This window comes from Methylomonas methanica, from assembly GCF_001644035.1.
Lineage (GTDB): Bacteria > Pseudomonadota > Gammaproteobacteria > Methylococcales > Methylomonadaceae > Methylomonas > Methylomonas methanica_A.
The window spans coordinates 24,710-42,346 of sequence record NZ_LUUG01000122.1 but is presented as its reverse complement, the minus strand read 5'-3'; the positions used below and the strand labels follow the sequence as shown (position 1 = coordinate 42,346).

Below are 17,637 nucleotides of genomic sequence, written 5' to 3'. Positions count from 1 at the left end.
CGGAACAAACAACATGGGTGCTCTCTTGGATAAACGCCGTGCAGGTGTTTTGCTACACATAACATCGCTCCCGGGCCGTGGAGAGTGTGGCGATTTGGGTAAGGAAGCCTTCAATTTTGTTAATTTTCTACATGATATAGGTGCCACTGTCTGGCAGACCTTGCCCTTGGGCATGACGCATGGCGACGGTTCACCTTACCAGTGCTTGTCGGCACATGCCGGCAATCCTGCCTTGATTAACATTCAATGGCTGGCCGATAAGGGCTGGCTGCAAACCACCGACCGTTGCGGCGATTGCCACACCAATGCGGAATACACCAAAAGCTGTTTGGTAACGAAAGCGTTCTATGGTTTTCAAAGCTTGGCTGATGCCGAGCAGCAACACGATTTCAAACAGTTTTGCGTGGAAAAGGCTGATTGGCTGGATGACTTTGCCTTGTTTATCGCTTTGCGTAATGTGTTCGGGCATAAAAGCTGGAATCAATGGCCGGATGCTCTGAAGCAACGCGAGCCGAACGCGCTGAACGAATCCAAGCAGTTACTGAAGGCTGTGATCGAAACGATCAAATTCGAACAGTATGTGTTTTTCCGGCAATGGCACGAGTTGAAAGATTACGCGGCCAAGCACGGCGTGCTGATGTTTGGCGACATCCCTATCTTTGTGTCGTACGACAGTGCCGACGTTTGGGCGAACCGTGCGGTATTCAAACTTAACGATTTGGGCGAAATGGATACTGTGGCCGGCGTGCCGCCCGATTATTTCTCCGAGAACGGTCAGCGTTGGGGTAACCCGCATTATGACTGGAAACATTTGCAGAAAACCGGCTTTAAATGGTGGTTGGACAGGATTAAATCCCAGTACGAAATGTTCGATATTTTACGAATCGATCATTTTCGCGGCTTGGAGGCTGCTTGGGAGATTCCGGCCAGCGAGCATACTGCAATCAATGGACGTTGGGTTAAAGCGCCGGGTGCCGAATTGTTGGCGGCCATTCAGGAACAATTTGCTTGTTTATCCTTGGTGGCAGAGGATCTAGGAATTATTACTGAAGAAGTAGAAGCCTTGCGCGACGATTTCGATTTGCCGGGCATGAAGATTTTACAGTTTGCGTTCGGCGACGACAGCCGCAATCCTTATTTGCCGTGTAATTATCAGAAAAATAGCGTGGTCTATACCGGTACTCACGATAACGATACCACGCTGGGTTGGTTCGAAGGGCTTAACGACGGCGAGAAACAGCGTATATACGATTATCTCGGCTGGTCCAGCCTACCCATGCCCAGCGCCTTGATTCATGCCGCGTTCGGGTCGGTTGCCAATCTGGCGGTGATTCCGATGCAGGATATTCTGAAGTTGGGATCGCCAGACCGGATGAACACACCAGGCACAACCGAAGGAAATTGGCGCTGGCGGTTCGATTGGTCGCAGTTAACCGATGATAAAGCCGGACATTTTGCGCATCTGGTTAGGCTGTTCGGGCGCTAAGCCTTAAAGGGCATTTCAATCGTCGTCTTTTTTGCCGGTGTCTGTGGGGATCGGCAATACGGCGATGTCGTAACTTGCGATGATGGCTTGGATTTTGTCCAGGTTTTTGTCGATCAAATCATTTAGTTGTTGCTTGCGTTTGTTGTCGCCTTGGCGCAAGCCCATGGCTATTGAAAAATCAAACTTCAAGCCCGGTGAAGATTGCATAGGTATCGCAATATAGCTGCCTTTGGGGGCTTGCGATTGCACATATCCCGCCATTGGTCCCCAGAGTATCACCATGTCTATCTTTTTGGCGCGTAGGTCTTTTTCGATTTGCATCGCGGTGTTGTGTTCGCTGTCCCCGGTCATGCTTTGGTAGGGAATCCCTTGCTCCAGCAAGCCGTTTTTTTGCAGCCATTCAGTGCCTGGACCACGGTCGAACATCGCTATTTTCAGCTTTTCCTGTCTGTCCTGCGGGAGATTGGCTAGTTGTACGCTGTCTTTAATATCGTCCCAGCCGCGGCCTTTGGCAATCAGCAGCACATAAGTCGAGTGGAAGTAAGGTTTGCTGGTGTCGGTAAGATCGTAACCGGCCGGTACGCCCATCACCACATCGCATTTAAAACCTTCGCCGTTATCGTTTTCGGCTTTCAATGTGTTGCGGATAAAGCCGATTCTTTCCGGTAGCCAGGTATATTCCAATTCCTGTCCTAACTGTTCGGCAAATAGGGCGGCAATTTTGTTTTCGTAGCCGGTTTGTTCTTTGGTCGAGTAGGGCGGGTTTAGCGGATCGGCGCAAACCCGGAATTTGTCTTGGGCATTCACGGAAATAGTGGATATAGCCAAGGTCGCCGTCATTAACAGTCTTGATGCGGTTGAGAACATTTTCATCGCAGTTTCCTTTTAGCTGGGGTCTATACGTAAAAAAGCCTTGGCCGATTACTCGGCCAAGGCTTGCTTTACTGAAATCTAATGAATTAGATCTTAGTTAGGCAGAGCGAACACGGTCAGTGTACCACCCAATTTAGTGTAGGAGCTTAAGCTTCTGTAAGCACCCACCGCGCCCAAACCTTCTGAGCTAGATGCAGATGTGCCGTCGTCGATACCAGCAGCGATACCGATACCTGCCCAGCCACCAATACCTGACAGAACGCCTACGTATTGTTTGCCTTCAAATTCCCAGGTATTGACGTTACCGATGATGCCTGATGGGGTTTTGAATTTATACAATTCTTTACCGGTTTTAGCATCAACCGCTTTCAAGTAGCCTTCCAGGGTGCCGTAGAATACCACGCCGCCAGCAGTAGCCACCGAACCTGACCATACAGAGAATTGCTCTTTGTTAGACCAAGCGATTTTGCCGGTTTTTGCGTCATACGCAGTGAACTGACCCAGGTTGGTGGTGCCGTCTTTTTTACCGGTCAGCACGTCTGCGCCAGCAGGCATCATAGACAGCGTAGCACCTACATAAGGTTGACCAGCGGTGTAAGATACTTCAAACGGTTCGTACTCCATGCACAAATGGTTGCCTGAAATATAGAACAGGCCGGTTTGGGGAGAGTAAGAAACAGGTTGTTGGTTTTTAGAACCCAACGCCGCAGGGCAAGTACCTACAGTGTTGACGTCTTCGCCTTGATGTTCGGTAGAGAACTCGGGCACTACTTCCGGACGGCCTGATTTCAGGTCAACGTGAGTTGCCCAGTTGACCGATTTGTCGAATTTCTCAGCAACCAATAGTTCGCCGGTTTCACGATCCAGGGTATAACCGAAGCCGTTACGGTCGAAATGCACGATGGTTTTGTGCATTTTGCCTTTTACTTCTTGGTCAACCAGAACGGTTTCGTTGATACCGTCATAGTCCCACTCGTCATGTGGAGTCATTTGGTAAACCCATTTAACTTCACCGGTGTCCGCGTCACGAGCCCACAAAGACATGGACCATTTGTTGTCGCCTGGACGTTGTACAGGATTCCAAGTAGATGGGTTGCCTGAGCCGTAGTAAACCAGGTTCAGTTTAGGATCGTAAGAATACCAACCCCAGGTGGTGCCGCCACCGATTTTCCATTGGTCGCCTTTCCAGGTGCTGGTGCCTGAATCCGCGCCAACAGGCGTGACTTTTCCGTCTTGCCATGTAGTGGATTTACCTGGTTTCAACAGGGTGTCCTTATCAGGACCCATGCTGTAGCCTTTCCAATCCAGTTGGCCGGTACGGATGTTGTAAGCAGCCAAGAAGCCGCGAACGCCAAACTCACCGCCGGAAATACCGGTGATAACTTTGTCTTTAACCACGATAGGTGCGTTGGTGTTGGTCATGCCCAGTTTCGGGTCACCGTTTTGTACGCTCCATACGCGTTTACCGGTTTTGGCATCCAGTGCGGTCAGAACGGTGTCTGATTGTTGCAGGAAGATTTTGCCGTCGCCGTAAGCCAAGCCACGGTTAACGGTGTCGCAGCACATCACGGGGATGGTTACGTCAGCGTCCATGGTAGGAGTGAACTCCCAGATGACAGCTTTGGTTTTTTGGTCGATTGCGTAAACAGTGTTTGGGAACGGAGTGTGGATGAACATAACGCCGTTAACAACCAAAGGGCCGCCTTCGTGACCACGCAGAACGCCTGTAGAAAAAGACCACGCTGGTTGCAGGTTTTTAACGTTTTGAGCGTTGATTTGCGACAGCTTGCTGTAACGTGTGCCGGCGTAGTCGCCGCCCCATGTAGCCCAGTTAGCTGGGTCTTGTGTCAGTTTTTCAACATCGCTGTTAGCGGTAGAGACAGTTGGTGCAGCAAGTAAAGTAGCTACAGTCGAAGCAAGCAGCCAGTTTTTTACAGGCTTCTTCATATGTTTCCTCCTGGTAATCTGTTGATGAGACAGAGTACGATTTTGTGTTGTTAAGACTAATATTAGTTTTAAAGCTCTGTTTGGATGACTGCCCTTTAGGGCCTGTTCGGCTATAGCCGAGCGCAGAGGGAGAGCCACACCAGACGCGTAAATTGAAGGATTTTTTCCTAAAAGTCAACCGGAAAAACTCTCCCGGCGTGGCGGGGAAACAATAATCTCAAGTCTTATAATGCCTTAGCATTTCTCGGCGATTCCGCTATCTGGAAAAACAAACGCCCAGGCCGCCCAAGCCGCAGTAACCGGACGGGTTTTTAGCCAGATATTGTTGATGATCTTCCTCGGCGTAATAAAAAGGCGGGGCATTGCGGATTTCGGTGGTAATTTCATTAAAGCCGGCTGCCGCAAGCTCTGCTTGATACTGTTGCTGGCTTGCTACCGCCGTTTGATATTGGTCGCCGTGGCAATAGATAACGGAACGGTATTGGGTGCCGACATCGTTGCCTTGGCGCATGCCTTGCGTTGGATTGTGCGATTCCCAAAATATTGTCAGTAAATCTTCATAAGTAATCACGGCTGGATCGAACACCACCAACACCACTTCGGCGTGACCGGTTAGACCTGTGCAAATTTCCTGATAAGTGGGGTTGGGCGTAAAGCCGCCGGCATAGCCCACTGCGGTGCTGAATACGCCGGCTTGTTGCCAGAATTTACGCTCCGCACCCCAGAAACAACCCATGCCGAACACGGCTTGTTGCAGATGCGCCGGAAACGGCGGATGGATAGGATGTCCGTTGACAGCGTGAACATGGCCGCTGTCTATGGCTTGCTGACGTCCCGGTAAGGCTTGATCGGCGCTGGGCATTGCGGTTTTTTTGAATAGAAAAGACATAAGTGCATCCCGAGGTCGAATGATGGGGTCGTGCGGATTATAATCGCGGCTCAGTTAAGAGGAATCAACTAAATCATGAAACAACAAGATTGCTTACGCCGCTTTATTTTTGAAGAACACGGAGTGCGCGGCGAATGGGTACGGCTGGAAAAAAGCTGGCAACAAGCGAAGCAGCATCAACATTTGGTCAACGATGCTGTCGATGCGCAAATGGGGCAGGCCTTGGCGGCGGTGGTTTTGCTGTCGGCAACCATCAAATTTAAAGGCGCGATGATCATGCAGATTCAAGGCGGTGGCGATTTGAAAGCCCTGGTGGCGCAATCCAGCAACGAGCGGCAAATCAGAGGCTTGGTGCGTAGCGAGGCTAGCGTCGCCGGCGCCAATTTGCAGGAAATGATAGGTGAAGGCGGTCGATTGGTGTTGACGGTGGAATCGGAAAACGCAGAGCCTTATCAAGGGATTGTCGGTGTCGAAGCGGAAACGCTGGCCGACGTATTGAGAACCTATTTCACGCAATCCGAACAACTCGATACCCGCTTGTGGCTGTTTGCAAACAAAACCCATGCGGCCGGCCTGTTCATCCAGGAATTGCCGAGCGGTAATCAGGATAAAGCCGACTGGGAACGCATTGAAATACTGGCTAATACCGTTACCGCCGAAGAACTGTTGAGTCTGGATTGCGAGGATTTATTGCACCGCTTATTTCATCAAGAGAAGGTCAGAATTTACGATCCGGAGCCGGTGGAATTTAAATGTAATTGCTCCCGGCAAAAAATCGGCGGCACTTTAGCCGCGTTGGGGCGGTCTGAGTTGCAGGCAATTTTGCGAGAACGCGACGACATCGAAGTCGATTGCCAATTTTGCGGAGCGCAATACCACTTTGACAAGGTTGATGTGGAGAATCTGCTGACCAATCCGGCAGCCGAAACCGATACTAACTCGCCTACCCGGCATTGAGGGGGCTATGCATAAAATTAACCGCTTTTTTCGCCTGTTCCTGGCTTTCGCATTGCTCAGTACGATGACCGGGTGTTTGCACTGGTTGCACGCCTACCAGACTTATCTGCAAATGGACGAGTTTGATCGTTATTTTGCGGTGACGTCTAAAGAGGATTTCACGGTGCATTTCAAACAACCCAAACTGCTAAGCGAAGATTTTGTGTCGCTGGCCAAGCTGCATGCCAGCAGTGAAGAACGAACCGGCGACGGCAAACGCTGGCGTTATTGGTTTCGTAAGATCGACAAAGACAGCAAGCTGATTGCGCCGGAGATTAGTTTTTATCTCGATCTGGCCTTTAACAAAGAAGATAAAATCACCGACTGGACTTTCTCCAACCTGTTTTTACAAATCGCCCCACCGGAGTTTCTGGAGGCGTCGTTTCGTTCCTTGGGCGGTGCGGAAATCAACGAAGAGAAAAAACAGCTGAGAGCCAAAGCCGATCAAATGGAAAAAATCGCCGCACTGCTACCCAAAAAAGCCACGGTGATTAAACAATTGGGCGAACCGCTGGAAATCACCGATGAAGAAAAACAGGAAGTCTATCTTTACCATTTTCGGCTGGACGCCAAGGACATCGAAGAAGGCTACGAGGACAGAGCTTTGAGCGAAGTCAGGCTGATGTTCGATAAAACCACGTCTGAATTGATCAAAATGTCCGGACGGTTTGCCGGTTTAAAAATATCGATCAATTACAGGAACTTCCAGGAAGAAGACGATAAAAAAGTGGCGGGTATGTGAGCTAGAACGGCAGGCATAAAAAAGCCCACATAAAGTGGGCTTCGTCCGGTCTTATTTTTTATATTGATTGGACGCCTACCGTCGAACAGTAGGTTAATTTCTTGCGTTTATTGTTGTTGTTATACCGGATTAACGGTCGCCTATCCCCCCCTCATTTAACGATCAAGATTCTTTCGAATCGTCTGCGCTTCGCTGAAAGTGGGCGAATTCTATTGGATTAAAATGCCCTTGTCTACAAAAAAGTGTGACAATTTGTCGCACATTGATTTTATGGGCATTGTGCCTGGTTTTTCTTCGAGAAATATACTCGCACCAAAGACCCGAACAGCTTAGATTCTTGGAATAACCGGAACGTATTGGTATGAGCGAACGTCCGAATCGTCTGATTTTCGTAGTTTGATAGGGCTAAACAATTGTCACGCTAGAGATTTAAACGCCTGTCGCTCGCCTTGACTAAGTTGGATCGCAAGGTAACTTCTCCCGAGTGGTGCTGGTGATGTTCAGGTTTAGGTCGGGAGATAGCTAAATTTGACTTATTAGTGCCACTGCGAACAAATGACGGTATTTATACTTAGCTGTAGGCTTTACTAAGAGCTGTTTTAAATACCAGTCCTGGCACTACCCCTCAGCGCTGAGTCCAGCCAGAAGGCGTTTCTACAAATTGTCCTGGTGCCGCTTGCCCTATAACTTTCTGCGCAGTCAGTCGGCCCACTTCCTCTACTGGGACGCCGTTTTTAGCGGCTATGCGCTGGTACTCGGTCAGGCGTTGGGCATTAATGCTCTTGACCAGCTCTTGTATCTCGGCGGACGCATCGGCTTTCACCAGACCCAGGAAACCGTTCATTTGTTCGCCCACCAAGCCAGCCGATTTTGCCTGGGCCAGATCGGCTGCATTAACCGGCAAGGCAACTAGGCATAAGCCTAAAAACAGAGGTGCCAAAATTGATAGCAAATTTTTGTTGTTCATCATTAGCTCCTTTAAAACAAGCCTTTCTGGCTGGAAAGCAATTCGTCTACGTCTTTTTCCACTTTTAAGCGGATTTCGTGTTCGATTTTGACATTCATATTGATTTCAATCGGTTTATCCGGCGCTTCCAGCCTGACCGAGGGCGAACACCCCGTCAGGTAGATGCTGCCGCACAATATGGCCGCGCTACTTGCAGCTTTCCAGTTCATTGACTCCTCCGGTCCGCCGGCGGCGGTTTGGGTAATTGATCCCCTGTTGGGGTGTTCGGCGATTTTTCCAGATTAGCCGGTTTGGCGATGGCCTGTTCCAGAATGGTTCGTTCCAAATCGCCGGCTAAAATCCCTTTTTGCAACAACTCGGGCAGTTGGCCGCTGATATTCAAGTTAAACGCCAGCGGATGGCCGGATAATACTTCCGGGTTACTGCCTTCCAGGCGTAAGCCCAGGTGATAGTCGCCGTTCGGGCGATAATTTACCTTGGCTTGCAGATTCCGGTAAACCAGGTTTCTGAGTGCCTTAAAGGCGATATTTTGATTATCGGCCGGTCCGACATAGCGTAACACACCCGGCTGCGTGCCGCTGATGCTGCCGTCTTGCAGGTCTATGGCCCCCGCCGATAGCTGCAACGGTAGTTCGCCGGCTATCGTGCCGGTGCCGGAAATATTCGGGTAATGCAAGCTCATTAAAAGTTGCGACAGATCGACATCGTGCAGGCGTAAGGTCAACAGAATCGGCGTTTGCTCTAAGCTAATGGTGTCCGGCATCAATTCCATCGTGCCGCCGAATATTGCCAGGCTGGCCTGATTTAGGGTCAGTGCCTGATCGAGATAGCGGGCTTTGACATTAAGGTTGCGCGCTATCAAATCTTTACCTAATCCCAGCGTCGGCACTTCGGCAGACAAGTCCACGGCCCGATTCGCTAACTCCGGGATATTCAGTTCGACCTTAGCTTTCTCGACTTTTGCCGCACCGGCCGTCAAGGCCAAATCGGTAATAGCCAATTGTGCCGTTCCGGAAGCATCTTGATTGCTGGACTTGTGCAGTTGCAGGTTTCCCAACATTGCGCCGCCTGTAACCGTCCAGCTAGCCGCCAGGGCCGGTAACCAGGGTTTGATTAAATCGAATGCCTCGCTAGCGGCCATGTCCAGACGGCCGTTCATATCGATAGTCTGCTTGTTTGCCATCGCCATATCGACAGCAACTAGAGACTGCTTATTGCGTTTCAGCACGGCTTCAGCGTACAGACTGGCAAAGTTGTCCACCGTTTTGGCGTTTGCGCTTAGCTGCGTAGCGCTGAGCAATGCGCTTAATTTCGATACATCGTATGTCCGGGTTTTTGCCCGCAAAGTTTGCGGTATCAGTAAGCTGCTGCTAAACCACTCGATAAGCTCAAGTGCGCCGGCATGCAGACTGATTTGTTTGGCGGGGCGATCCAGTTGTTGGGCTTCCATTTTTAATATATTGCCACTCGGGAGCCGATCGACGCTGAGTTTGGCTGCGCTAAAACCGGGGTCGATATTCAGATGAAGCGATTGTCGGGCATCCTGAAACCTTGCATCGATGGCATCGGCTGCACCGCGCTTAATGTCAGCTTTTCCGGCGAAGCTGCTCAGCCCCCAAGGCGTATCTATGTCAATTTCCAGTTTCGCGATGCTCAATCGGTCCAGCGGTAAACTGAAGCCGGTGTTTTCCGTGGTTTTCGTTGCGGATGGGGCGGCGGGGTGATGGTTAAATTTCAGCACGGCGTGGCCGATGCTGACGTTGTGGATTATTCGCTTTTCAATATCGAAATCGGTGGCGACGTCCTGCATCGCAACAGCCAAGTCGCCAGCCGGCGTTGCCATGCCGAAGCTGATTTCAGCCAGCTTGGCTTGCTCATAGTCAAACGACAATCCCGACAGTGAGGGTGAGCTGAGTGGGGTGTGTTTTAGTGCCTGTTGCAGTACTAGCTCAAGTAACACCGCGCGTTGCCACCATAGGGTCAGGCAAAACAACGTAAGTACCAGCAGTGTAATAGCAACCGTGCGCAGCCATGAGCTGCGCCGCTTCAAATCATTTTTGGCAGCAGACAAGTTCATAGCCTACCGAAGCCGATCTGTAGCGTTACTAACCAGCAAATGATGGTGGGGAGTTTGAGACGATAGAAACGCAAAATCGGCTGCCATTAGCCCAAGAGCTCGACTAAGGCATCGACTTGCTCCGCTGCCGTCGCAAAACTGGTGACCAAACGCACCAATACTTCCTGGTCAGCCACTAGACCGGGTTTCGCGCGCGGTGGATTCCAGGGGTAAAACACCGCGCCTTGTTGTTGCAAACGGTCCGCATGCCCTTGGTCTAACACAGCAAACACTTCATTGGCTTCTGCATGCCAGGCCAGTCGGGCAAGTTTCGAGTTGGCAATGCCGTTTTGCAAACGTGCCGCCATCGCGTTGGCGTGGCGCGCAAGATTCAGCCACAGCCCGTCGTCTAAATACGCCTCGAACTGACAGGCGATGAATCGGCTTTTGGACACCAACTGCGCGGCGCGTTTGCGAATAAACGGCAAATCTTTAGCCTGTGCCGGGTTCATAAACACCAACGCTTCCGCGCACCAGCAGCCGTTTTTGGTCGCGCCGAAAGACACGATGTCCACCCCCAGTTTCCAGCTCATTTCCGCGGGCGTTAACGCTAGCGAGACTAACGCATTGGCAAAACGTGCGCCGTCCATATGTAAGGGTAGTTGGTACGTTTTGGCAATGTCCGCAATAGCGGCGATTTCCTCGGGTTGATAAAGGGTACCGATCTCGGTAGCTTGCGTGATGGAAATGGCCATCGGTTGGCCGGCATGCACAAAATTAGGTGGAAAACGCTCGATTTCAGCTTTTAGATGGTCGGGGGCGATTTTGCCATTGTCGCCGTCTACCGGCGCCAGCCGCGCACCATGGGTAAAAAACTCCGGCGCGCCGCATTCGTCTTCCAGCATGTGGGCTTCCCGGTGACAAAACGATACGCCGCCCGGACGGTTGACGGCAGCCAGCGCCAGCGAGTTGGCGGCTGTGCCGGTGCTGACGAAATAGACCGCGACTTCGCGTTCGAAGAGCTCGTTAAACTGTTGCTCGATTTTGCGATCCAATGCGCTGGCGCCATAGGGTGCCGAAAAGCCCGCCGAGGCTGCCAACAAGCGTTGGGAAATGGCCGGATGCGCGCCGGCCCAATTATCGGATGCAAAATTCATGGTCGGTATCATGGCAGTGATGTTTAATGTATTGGCTATGCGACGGTATGAACTATACCAACGATACCGCAATCCGACACGTGAGCCTGGCTTTCGTTCGGCGTATTCGCGGAAAATGGCAGTTTTTGAGGCACTCACTATACCCATGCAAAATACCATTCGCGATCTCGTGCTTCAGGCTACCGGTGCCGATGACGCGTTGCAAATTGAGACTATTCAAAGTCTGTGGAGCGGTTACGGGTATATCTTGCGCTATGGCTTAAGCGGCTGCGACAGGGCTAGTGTGATCGTCAAGCACGTAAAACTGTCTGCGCAGAGCCTACAGACGCCCGGTTCCAACGAAGATTTATCGCATCGGCGCAAAGTGCGCTCTTATCAGATTGAGGCAGTTTGGTACCAACGCTGGGCGAAGCATTGCGACGCCGATTGTCGGGTGCCGGCTTGTTTGGCATTCGAGACGGTCGGCGAGGATATAGTCATGGTCTTGGAAGACCTGCATTCGGTGGGATTCCCGCAACGCCATTCAAGGGCCGGCGAACGGGAGATACGCACTTGTCTAAATTGGCTTGCAAATTTTCATGCCACGTTTATCGACGAAAAACCCCAGGGCTTGTGGTCCACCGGCACCTATTGGCATCTGCAAACCCGGCCCCACGAATTGGCAGCCTTGCAGGATATTGCCTTGAAAAATGCCGCGCCGGCGATAGATCAAAAACTGCGCGATACGCCTTACCAAACCTTTGTGCATGGCGATGCCAAAGTGGCTAATTTTTGTTTCTCGGCAGATGGCAACCGGGTAGCGGCGGTGGATTTTCAATATGTCGGCGGCGGTTGTGGCATCAAGGATGTCGCGTATTTTATCGATAGCTGTCTGGGGCAAGACGAGTGTCAGCGCCGGGAGAGTGAATTGTTGGATATTTATTTTCAGGCTTTGCAACAAGCGTTGCGGCGCAAACAAAAGACTGTCGATGCCGACGCCGTCGAACGCGATTGGCGGGCGTTGTATCCAGTGGCCTGGACCGATTTTCACCGCTTTTTAAAAGGCTGGAGCCCCGGCTATTGGTCGCCCAACAGCTATAGCGAGCGGCTGGCGCGACAAGTCATCGCCCAGTTATAAAACCTCCAGGAGAACCGATGCGCCTGTCGACGGACGATCTGTATTTACTTGGCCAATGCGCCATTTCGGCTGCGATGCAGGCCGGACAATTGATTGCCCGGCATTCGCAGCGTGCCGTCAAGGTCAATACTAAAGACGGCGGCAGCAGCCTGGCGGCTCAGGTTGTGACGGAAATTGATCACCTTAGTCAGGACATCATTTTGCAAACCTTGCGGCCGACTTGCACCAAATACGATTTGGCCTGGTTGTCGGAAGAAGCTCCCGACGACGGCGCGCGGCTGCAACAGGATTATTTTTGGTGCATCGATCCCTTGGATGGCACCTTGCCGTTTATCGAATGCGTGCCGGGTTATTCGGTATCCATCGCTTTGGTGTCGCGCGCCGGACAAGCATTGATCGGCGTGGTTTACGATCCCTTGACTCACACGCTTTATCGGGCGATTAAAGATCAGGGCGCCTGGCAAAACCAACAGCCTTTTAAGCCGGCAACGCCAGCGCAAACGTTGACATTCATCACCGATAAAAGCTTTGCTCAAGATCCTTTGTATCAAGCCACGCGAGGCGCGCTGCAACGCGTGGCCGTTGAATTAGGCTACGCGGGCGCCAATTTACGCTTACAAGGCGGCGCGGCCTTGAATGCCTGCCAAGCGCTGACCCAGGCGCCGGCGTGTTATTTCAAATTTCCCAAGCCGGATAAGGGGGGCGGCAGCGTTTGGGATTACGCCGCCACCGCCTGTTTGTTCCAGGAAACCGGTGCGCCGGTCAGCGATATATACGGCAAACCGCTGGTGTTAAATCCGGACGGCTCGACGTTTATGAATCATTGTGGCGTTTTGTATGGCTCCGACCAGGCTATTGCCGAGAGCATGATTCGGCTTTATCGGCGTTTGCACCAGGGATAATGGCTCTGCCACCGCTTCAAGGCGCGTTTTCAGCAGGGAAAAAAGTTCTGTAAGTGACGCTTATAAAACCGATTTTTGGAGCGCGCGTTCAGAAAGGCGGCGAACAGGTGTTCAGGAACGTGGCAAAAATCCTGAGCTTGTTGGTCTTTGAACGACACCCGCATTTTATGGGTTTGCTCGTCGTAGCCGATCACGTCGATAGTGCTGGATTTAACTGATTGCATGCGCATAGTAGCATCCCCGAATTTCATGCTAAAACTGTGTCGGTGAGGCACGGCCGAGTACAAATAGTTCAATCGGCCAACTTGCCGCCCGGACTTGCCAGGCTGCGGCAAACGCTTTAGTAAACCGCAGTAGCTTCCTGATCTTTTTTAATCACTTGCTTGGAGACGTAACGATGCAAACTGTTTTAATCACCGGTGCCAATCGCGGCTTGGGTTTGGAGTTTTGCCGGCAATATGCCGCCGCCGATTATAAGGTCATTGCGGCCTGCCGTAACCCAAGCCATTCGGAGCAATTGGCCGCACTTGCCAAACAATATCCGCAAATTCAAATCGAGACATTGGATGTGGCGGATTTCAATCAAATCGATGCTTTGTCAACCAAGCTGGCCGACCACAAAATCGATGTATTGCTGAACAATGCCGGTGTTTACGGCGATCAAGCCAGTCGCGGTTTCGGGCAACTGGACTACCAAACCTGGGCGAGCGTACTGGCGGTTAATGTGATGGCGCCACTCAAATTGGCCGAAGCCTTCCTGCCGCAGGTGCAACGTAGCGACAAACGTTTGATCGTAGCTTTGAGCAGTTTGATGGGCAGCATGACCGACAACACCAGCGGCGGCAGCATCCTCTACCGCTCTAGCAAGGCCGGTTTGAATGCGGCATTGAAAAGCCTGTCTATCGATTTGCGGTCGGCAGCCGTGGGCGTGTTGATTCTGCATCCTGGTTGGGTCAGAACCGATATGGGCGGGCCGAACGGCTTGATTGATGCTGAAGAAAGTGTGTCCGGCATGCGTAAAGTGATCGACAATTTCAGTTTGGCCGATACCGGCCGGTTTGTTAAGTATGACGGCTCCGCCTTGCCCTGGTAGAGCATACCCGTTTTAAATTTGTCACATCCCTAAATCATCCTGCCTGTCCTCTACGCACTGCTCGCCCGGCCTGAGCAGTGCGCTTCACGCCTTATCTGATCCGCTGTTGGCGTCATTAGGTAGCGATTCGAAACTTTATTGCTTGCGTAAAAATTTCGATTCGCTATTATTAGCTCGCCGCCGGCAAGATATCGGTCTATACCGGTTGCTTTAGTGCGACGTCCAAGAATCGCATCGTTTAATCGCAAAAACTCTAGAGGAGGGGTTTATGCAGACTCCCAATAAATTACTGCTGGAAAACAAAGCCTGGGCGGAAGCCATGACCGGCAAACAGCCGAAGTACTTCGTCAATATGGCTAAGGAGCAACATCCGGAGTTTTTATGGATAGGCTGTTCGGACAGCCGCGTGCCGGTCGACACCATTGTCCACGCCCAACCCGGCGAAATATTCGTGCATCGCAATATTGCCAATCAAGTCATCACCACCGATTTCAACGGTTTAAGCGTGTTGCAGTACGCGGTTAACGCCTTAAAGGTTAAGCATGTGATTGTCTGCGGTCATTACGGCTGTGGCGGCGTGGAAGCGGCATTGCGCCAACAACGCGGTGATTTGGCTATTGCCAACAAATGGTTGACGCACATCAAGGAAGTGTATCGTTTGCACCAAGACGAACTGGATAGCTTGCAGCCCGAAAACAAACTCAACAAATTGATCGAATGGAATGTCATCGAGCAAGTGCAGCGTCTGGCTCACACCTCTATCGTGCAATCGGCCTGGATGGCCGGCCAAAAAATCAGTTTGCGCGGCTGGGTATACGGGCTGCACGACGGCTTGCTGAATGAATTGATACACATCGACGACACGGCGCCGATTCACAACATTTACCAATACGCCCATTAAGGCTCCCAGTTATCCGCACGGAGACCGTCTATGAAAATGCAATTAAATGATTACCTGAAATATTTACGTCAGGATTTTTCGGCCAGTATCGTGGTGTTCCTGGTGGCCTTGCCCTTGTGTCTGGGGGTCGCGTTGGCTTCCGGCGCGCCCTTGTTCGCCGGGGTTATTGCCGGTATGCTCGGCGGCATCGTCGTGTCCTGGTGCAGCGGTTCGCAGCTTAGCGTCTCCGGCCCGGCAGCCGGTCTGACCGTCATAGTGTTCAATGCTATCGAGACGCTCGGCAGCTTCAAGGCGTTTTTATTGAGTGTGATGTTTGCCGGAATTTTCCAAATTATATTCGGTTTCGTCAGGGCGGGGATGATTGCCGCGTTTTTCCCCACTGCCGTGATTAAAGGCATGTTGGCGGCTATCGGCATGATTCTGATCATCAAACAAACCCCGCATGCTACCGGTTACGACGAGGGCTACGCGGCGGATGAGAGTTATATGCCGGATACCGCGGGTTCCAGCTTCATCGAGTTTACCCATTCCTTGCACGGCATTTCGCCCGGAGCGACTTTGGTGGCTTGCGTGGCCTTGTTGATCCTGATTTTTTGGGAAAGCGCTTTCATAAAACAATTTAACGCATTGCGGATGATTCCAGGGCCGCTTTTGGCGGTGATTTGGGGGGTATCTTTCAATGCCTGGGCGTTGGCGGCGGCGCCGGAATGGTCTATCGGCGTCAAGTATCTGGTGTCTTTGCCGGAACTTGGCAGCACCAGCAATTTCGTCAATCAGTTGCGCTTGCCGGATTTCAGTTATCTCGGCAATCCCAAGATTTACAGCATCGCGCTGACTCTGGCTATCATCGCCAGCCTGGAGACCCTGCTAAGCGTCGAAGCGGTGGATAAGCTGGATCCACATAAACGCGTGTCGCCGACCAATCGCGAATTGAAAGCCCAAGGCTTGGGCAACCTGCTCAGCGGTTTAATGGGCGGCTTGCCGATCACGGCCGTGATTGTGCGCAGCTCTGCTAACATCAATGCCGGCGGCCAAACCCGGGTATCCAGTTTTTTCCATGGGTTGCTGTTATTGATCAGCGTATTGTTTTTTGCCCATTTTCTAAACATGATCCCATTAGCCTGTCTGGCGGCGATTTTGCTGCAAACCGGCTACAAGCTGGCGAAGCCGGCCATGTTTGTGGAGTTTTACAAAAAAGGTCTGAATCAGTTTGTGCCGTTTGCGATTACGGTGTTCGCGATTTTATTTACCGACTTGTTGGAAGGTATCGCGATAGGGATGGTATGCGGTATTTTTTTCGTATTGCGGGCCAACTTCCATGCGGCTATCACCTTAACCCAGCATGGGCCCAACTATTTGCTGAGGCTGCACAAGGATGTGTCTTTTTTAAACAAAGCCTTGCTCCGCAATTATCTGGGCAGTATCGCCGATGATAGTGAATTGATCGTTGACGGCGGCAAAGCCTTGTTCATTGATCACGATATTCTGGAAACGCTGAGCGATTTCCTGCAAGCGGCACCGGATCGGAATATCCAAGTGGAGTTACAAGGTTTTGCCCTGGAATCTCGATTGCTTGAGCAGGATACCGTCTTCATACCCCGCTTGGCTGTGGCGGGTCATTAGCTGGGAATACGTTCGTAGAATCTGTCAAACACTGGCTCTGCATCAATCCAGCGGGGTGCGCAGAAGGGTGTTAGGCAGATTCGACGCATTGCCGACTGTTTAATGGTTACGCCGTTTTCTTTGCGCGATCCCGGCAAGCCCCAGGACTGAAGCAAACAGCCAGACGGCTCCCGGCAACGGGACCACGGAAGCCTGTATGTGATAGGTGTAACCCGCTCTTAAGTTATCTACTGCCGCGAAGCCGTCCATGCTTATGGCTTGATTGCTCAGGGTTCCGGACCAAGACGATGGGTTTGGGTTGGGCATTGTCACACAGGAAGCGATAAAGCCCAGTGGGACAGAACAACCGACAGAGGCAGGCTCCGACTGAAATACTGTGTCGCTAGTCATAAGACTAAAGAAGCTTGGGAAATCGAAGCTATGGATTGCGCCGTTCAGCGTGACGTTGGCGTTGGTAAACAATAGCTTGTCGGTAATTCCGCTGCTTGCCGGCGTTGCAGAAGAGCTTGACGTACTTTGATAACGTTCGACATCAAATGACCCGGATATGCTGAACGGTCCAAAATTCTCACTTGGCTCCGAACCGTCTGCGCCGATTACGATAAATGACGGGGTGTAGGTAGCCGAGCTTCCCGCTGAGTTAATAAGGTAATGAGTAGTTGCGGTCTTGATGTAGTCCGCGCCAGCAACCACGGTCGCCTGCGCGGAGCCAATCGCCATCATGCCGCTTAACAGAGCGACACCGCGTGCGATAGCCAAAAGTCTAAACATAAGTTCTCCTTGAATTGTTGAAATGGCAGGCTTCCTAACCTCTGGCTAGGCTGCGCGGATTCTATAGACACAGATATTTTTAGTCAAACAAATAAGCTATGCGGCCAGGCGGTTTTT

The 17,637-nt window shown here is 51.5% G+C and carries 17 protein-coding genes; 8 read left to right on the top strand and 9 right to left on the bottom strand.

Translation table 11 applies throughout. From position 1 onward, the window contains the following. Positions 1-13: 13 nt before the first annotated feature. A complete protein-coding gene (gene malQ / locus A1332_RS22120) occupies positions 14-1,486 on the top strand; it encodes a 4-alpha-glucanotransferase (RefSeq protein WP_064010570.1) in 1,473 nt (490 codons plus the stop codon). Between the two features lie 15 nt (positions 1,487-1,501). On the opposite strand, the gene A1332_RS22115 is transcribed toward malQ, so the two are convergent. The 3 genes from A1332_RS22115 to msrA all read right to left on the bottom strand — a co-directional run bounded on the left by A1332_RS22115 (position 1,502) and on the right by msrA (position 5,195). Then, positions 1,502-2,359: a quinoprotein dehydrogenase-associated putative ABC transporter substrate-binding protein gene (locus tag A1332_RS22115; protein ID WP_064010569.1), complete on the bottom strand. Its 858-nt coding sequence runs from the start codon at positions 2,357-2,359 to the stop codon at positions 1,502-1,504. Between the two features lie 93 nt (positions 2,360-2,452). Further along, a complete protein-coding gene (locus tag A1332_RS22110; RefSeq protein WP_064010568.1) occupies positions 2,453-4,306 on the bottom strand; it encodes a methanol/ethanol family PQQ-dependent dehydrogenase in 1,854 nt (617 codons plus the stop codon). Positions 4,307-4,562: 256 nt separating this feature from the next. Then, complete coding sequence (gene msrA / locus A1332_RS22105; protein WP_064010567.1) at positions 4,563-5,195, bottom strand: peptide-methionine (S)-S-oxide reductase MsrA; 633 nt, start codon at positions 5,193-5,195, stop codon at positions 4,563-4,565. Between the two features lie 75 nt (positions 5,196-5,270). Here msrA and hslO point away from each other — a divergent pair, with 75 nt between their 5' ends. Together hslO and A1332_RS22095 are read left to right on the top strand one after the other, a co-directional pair. Then, a complete protein-coding gene (hslO, locus tag A1332_RS22100; RefSeq protein ID WP_064010566.1) occupies positions 5,271-6,152 on the top strand; it encodes an Hsp33 family molecular chaperone HslO in 882 nt (293 codons plus the stop codon). 7 nt (positions 6,153-6,159) lie between these two features. Beyond that, positions 6,160-6,933: a hypothetical protein gene (locus A1332_RS22095; RefSeq protein ID WP_064010565.1), complete on the top strand. Its 774-nt coding sequence runs from the start codon at positions 6,160-6,162 to the stop codon at positions 6,931-6,933. Between the two features lie 625 nt (positions 6,934-7,558). Here A1332_RS22095 and A1332_RS22090 read toward each other — a convergent pair. The 4 genes from A1332_RS22090 to A1332_RS22075 all read right to left on the bottom strand — a co-directional run bounded on the left by A1332_RS22090 (position 7,559) and on the right by A1332_RS22075 (position 11,113). After that, on the bottom strand, positions 7,559-7,900 hold the full coding sequence (locus tag A1332_RS22090) for a YdbL family protein (RefSeq protein WP_064010564.1): 342 nt from the start codon (positions 7,898-7,900) through the stop codon (positions 7,559-7,561). An 11-nt stretch (positions 7,901-7,911) separates the two neighbouring features. Further along, positions 7,912-8,109, bottom strand: a complete 198-nt coding sequence (locus A1332_RS22085; protein ID WP_064010563.1) for a YnbE family lipoprotein — start codon at positions 8,107-8,109, stop codon at positions 7,912-7,914. Continuing rightward, the gene (locus A1332_RS22080; protein WP_197491533.1) at positions 8,106-9,971 is read right to left on the bottom strand and encodes an intermembrane phospholipid transport protein YdbH family protein; all 1,866 of its coding nucleotides are present in this window, start codon (positions 9,969-9,971) and stop codon (positions 8,106-8,108) included. Before A1332_RS22080 ends, A1332_RS22085 begins: the two co-directional genes overlap by 4 nt. Positions 9,972-10,063: 92 nt before the next feature. Continuing rightward, a complete protein-coding gene (locus A1332_RS22075; RefSeq protein WP_064010561.1) occupies positions 10,064-11,113 on the bottom strand; it encodes a threonine aldolase family protein in 1,050 nt (349 codons plus the stop codon). Between the two features lie 145 nt (positions 11,114-11,258). Between A1332_RS22075 and A1332_RS22070 the strand changes: the two genes are divergently transcribed. After that, positions 11,259-12,230 carry a phosphotransferase gene (locus A1332_RS22070; protein ID WP_064010599.1) on the top strand — a complete coding sequence of 324 codons (972 nt, stop codon included), beginning with the start codon at positions 11,259-11,261 and terminating at the stop codon, positions 12,228-12,230. A gap of 17 nt (positions 12,231-12,247) precedes the next feature. Then, complete coding sequence (locus A1332_RS22065; RefSeq protein WP_064010560.1) at positions 12,248-13,132, top strand: 3'(2'),5'-bisphosphate nucleotidase CysQ family protein; 885 nt, start codon at positions 12,248-12,250, stop codon at positions 13,130-13,132. Between the two features lie 29 nt (positions 13,133-13,161). Here the strand turns inward: A1332_RS22065 and A1332_RS22060 are convergent, their stop codons facing one another. Continuing rightward, the gene (locus A1332_RS22060; RefSeq protein WP_064010598.1) at positions 13,162-13,362 is read right to left on the bottom strand and encodes a KTSC domain-containing protein; all 201 of its coding nucleotides are present in this window, start codon (positions 13,360-13,362) and stop codon (positions 13,162-13,164) included. A gap of 167 nt (positions 13,363-13,529) precedes the next feature. Between A1332_RS22060 and A1332_RS22055 the strand changes: the two genes are divergently transcribed. The 3 genes from A1332_RS22055 (at position 13,530) to A1332_RS22045 (ending at position 16,749) form a co-directional block, all read left to right on the top strand. Then, entirely contained in the window at positions 13,530-14,225 is a 696-nt protein-coding gene (locus A1332_RS22055; protein ID WP_064010559.1) for an SDR family oxidoreductase, read from the top strand. A 268-nt stretch (positions 14,226-14,493) separates the two neighbouring features. Next, a complete protein-coding gene (locus A1332_RS22050) occupies positions 14,494-15,126 on the top strand; it encodes a carbonic anhydrase (protein ID WP_064010558.1) in 633 nt (210 codons plus the stop codon). A gap of 30 nt (positions 15,127-15,156) precedes the next feature. Further along, the gene (locus A1332_RS22045; protein WP_064010557.1) at positions 15,157-16,749 is read left to right on the top strand and encodes a SulP family inorganic anion transporter; all 1,593 of its coding nucleotides are present in this window, start codon (positions 15,157-15,159) and stop codon (positions 16,747-16,749) included. Positions 16,750-16,848: 99 nt separating this feature from the next. Here the strand turns inward: A1332_RS22045 and A1332_RS22040 are convergent, their stop codons facing one another. After that, on the bottom strand, positions 16,849-17,520 hold the full coding sequence (locus tag A1332_RS22040) for a hypothetical protein (RefSeq protein WP_064010556.1): 672 nt from the start codon (positions 17,518-17,520) through the stop codon (positions 16,849-16,851). Between the last annotated feature and the right edge of the window lie 117 nt (positions 17,521-17,637).

Bases quoted from the DNA above. Each gene is read 5' to 3' on its own strand.
- A1332_RS22075 (WP_064010561.1), bottom strand. From the start codon at position 11,113: ATGAATTTTGCATCCGATAATTGGGCCGGCGCGCATCCGGCCATTTCC.
- A1332_RS22085 (WP_064010563.1), bottom strand. From the start codon at position 8,109: ATGAACTGGAAAGCTGCAAGTAGCGCGGCCATATTGTGCGGCAGCATC.
- hslO (WP_064010566.1), top strand. From the start codon at position 5,271: ATGAAACAACAAGATTGCTTACGCCGCTTTATTTTTGAAGAACACGGA.
- A1332_RS22095 (WP_064010565.1), top strand. From the start codon at position 6,160: ATGCATAAAATTAACCGCTTTTTTCGCCTGTTCCTGGCTTTCGCATTG.
- msrA (WP_064010567.1), bottom strand. From the start codon at position 5,195: ATGTCTTTTCTATTCAAAAAAACCGCAATGCCCAGCGCCGATCAAGCC.
- A1332_RS22045 (WP_064010557.1), top strand. From the start codon at position 15,157: ATGAAAATGCAATTAAATGATTACCTGAAATATTTACGTCAGGATTTT.
- A1332_RS22070 (WP_064010599.1), top strand. From the start codon at position 11,259: ATGCAAAATACCATTCGCGATCTCGTGCTTCAGGCTACCGGTGCCGAT.
- A1332_RS22060 (WP_064010598.1), bottom strand. From the start codon at position 13,362: ATGCGCATGCAATCAGTTAAATCCAGCACTATCGACGTGATCGGCTAC.
- malQ (WP_064010570.1), top strand. From the start codon at position 14: ATGGGTGCTCTCTTGGATAAACGCCGTGCAGGTGTTTTGCTACACATA.
- A1332_RS22090 (WP_064010564.1), bottom strand. From the start codon at position 7,900: ATGAACAACAAAAATTTGCTATCAATTTTGGCACCTCTGTTTTTAGGC.
- A1332_RS22065 (WP_064010560.1), top strand. From the start codon at position 12,248: ATGCGCCTGTCGACGGACGATCTGTATTTACTTGGCCAATGCGCCATT.
- A1332_RS22110 (WP_064010568.1), bottom strand. From the start codon at position 4,306: ATGAAGAAGCCTGTAAAAAACTGGCTGCTTGCTTCGACTGTAGCTACT.
- A1332_RS22055 (WP_064010559.1), top strand. From the start codon at position 13,530: ATGCAAACTGTTTTAATCACCGGTGCCAATCGCGGCTTGGGTTTGGAG.
- A1332_RS22115 (WP_064010569.1), bottom strand. From the start codon at position 2,359: ATGAAAATGTTCTCAACCGCATCAAGACTGTTAATGACGGCGACCTTG.
- A1332_RS22050 (WP_064010558.1), top strand. From the start codon at position 14,494: ATGCAGACTCCCAATAAATTACTGCTGGAAAACAAAGCCTGGGCGGAA.
- A1332_RS22040 (WP_064010556.1), bottom strand. From the start codon at position 17,520: ATGTTTAGACTTTTGGCTATCGCACGCGGTGTCGCTCTGTTAAGCGGC.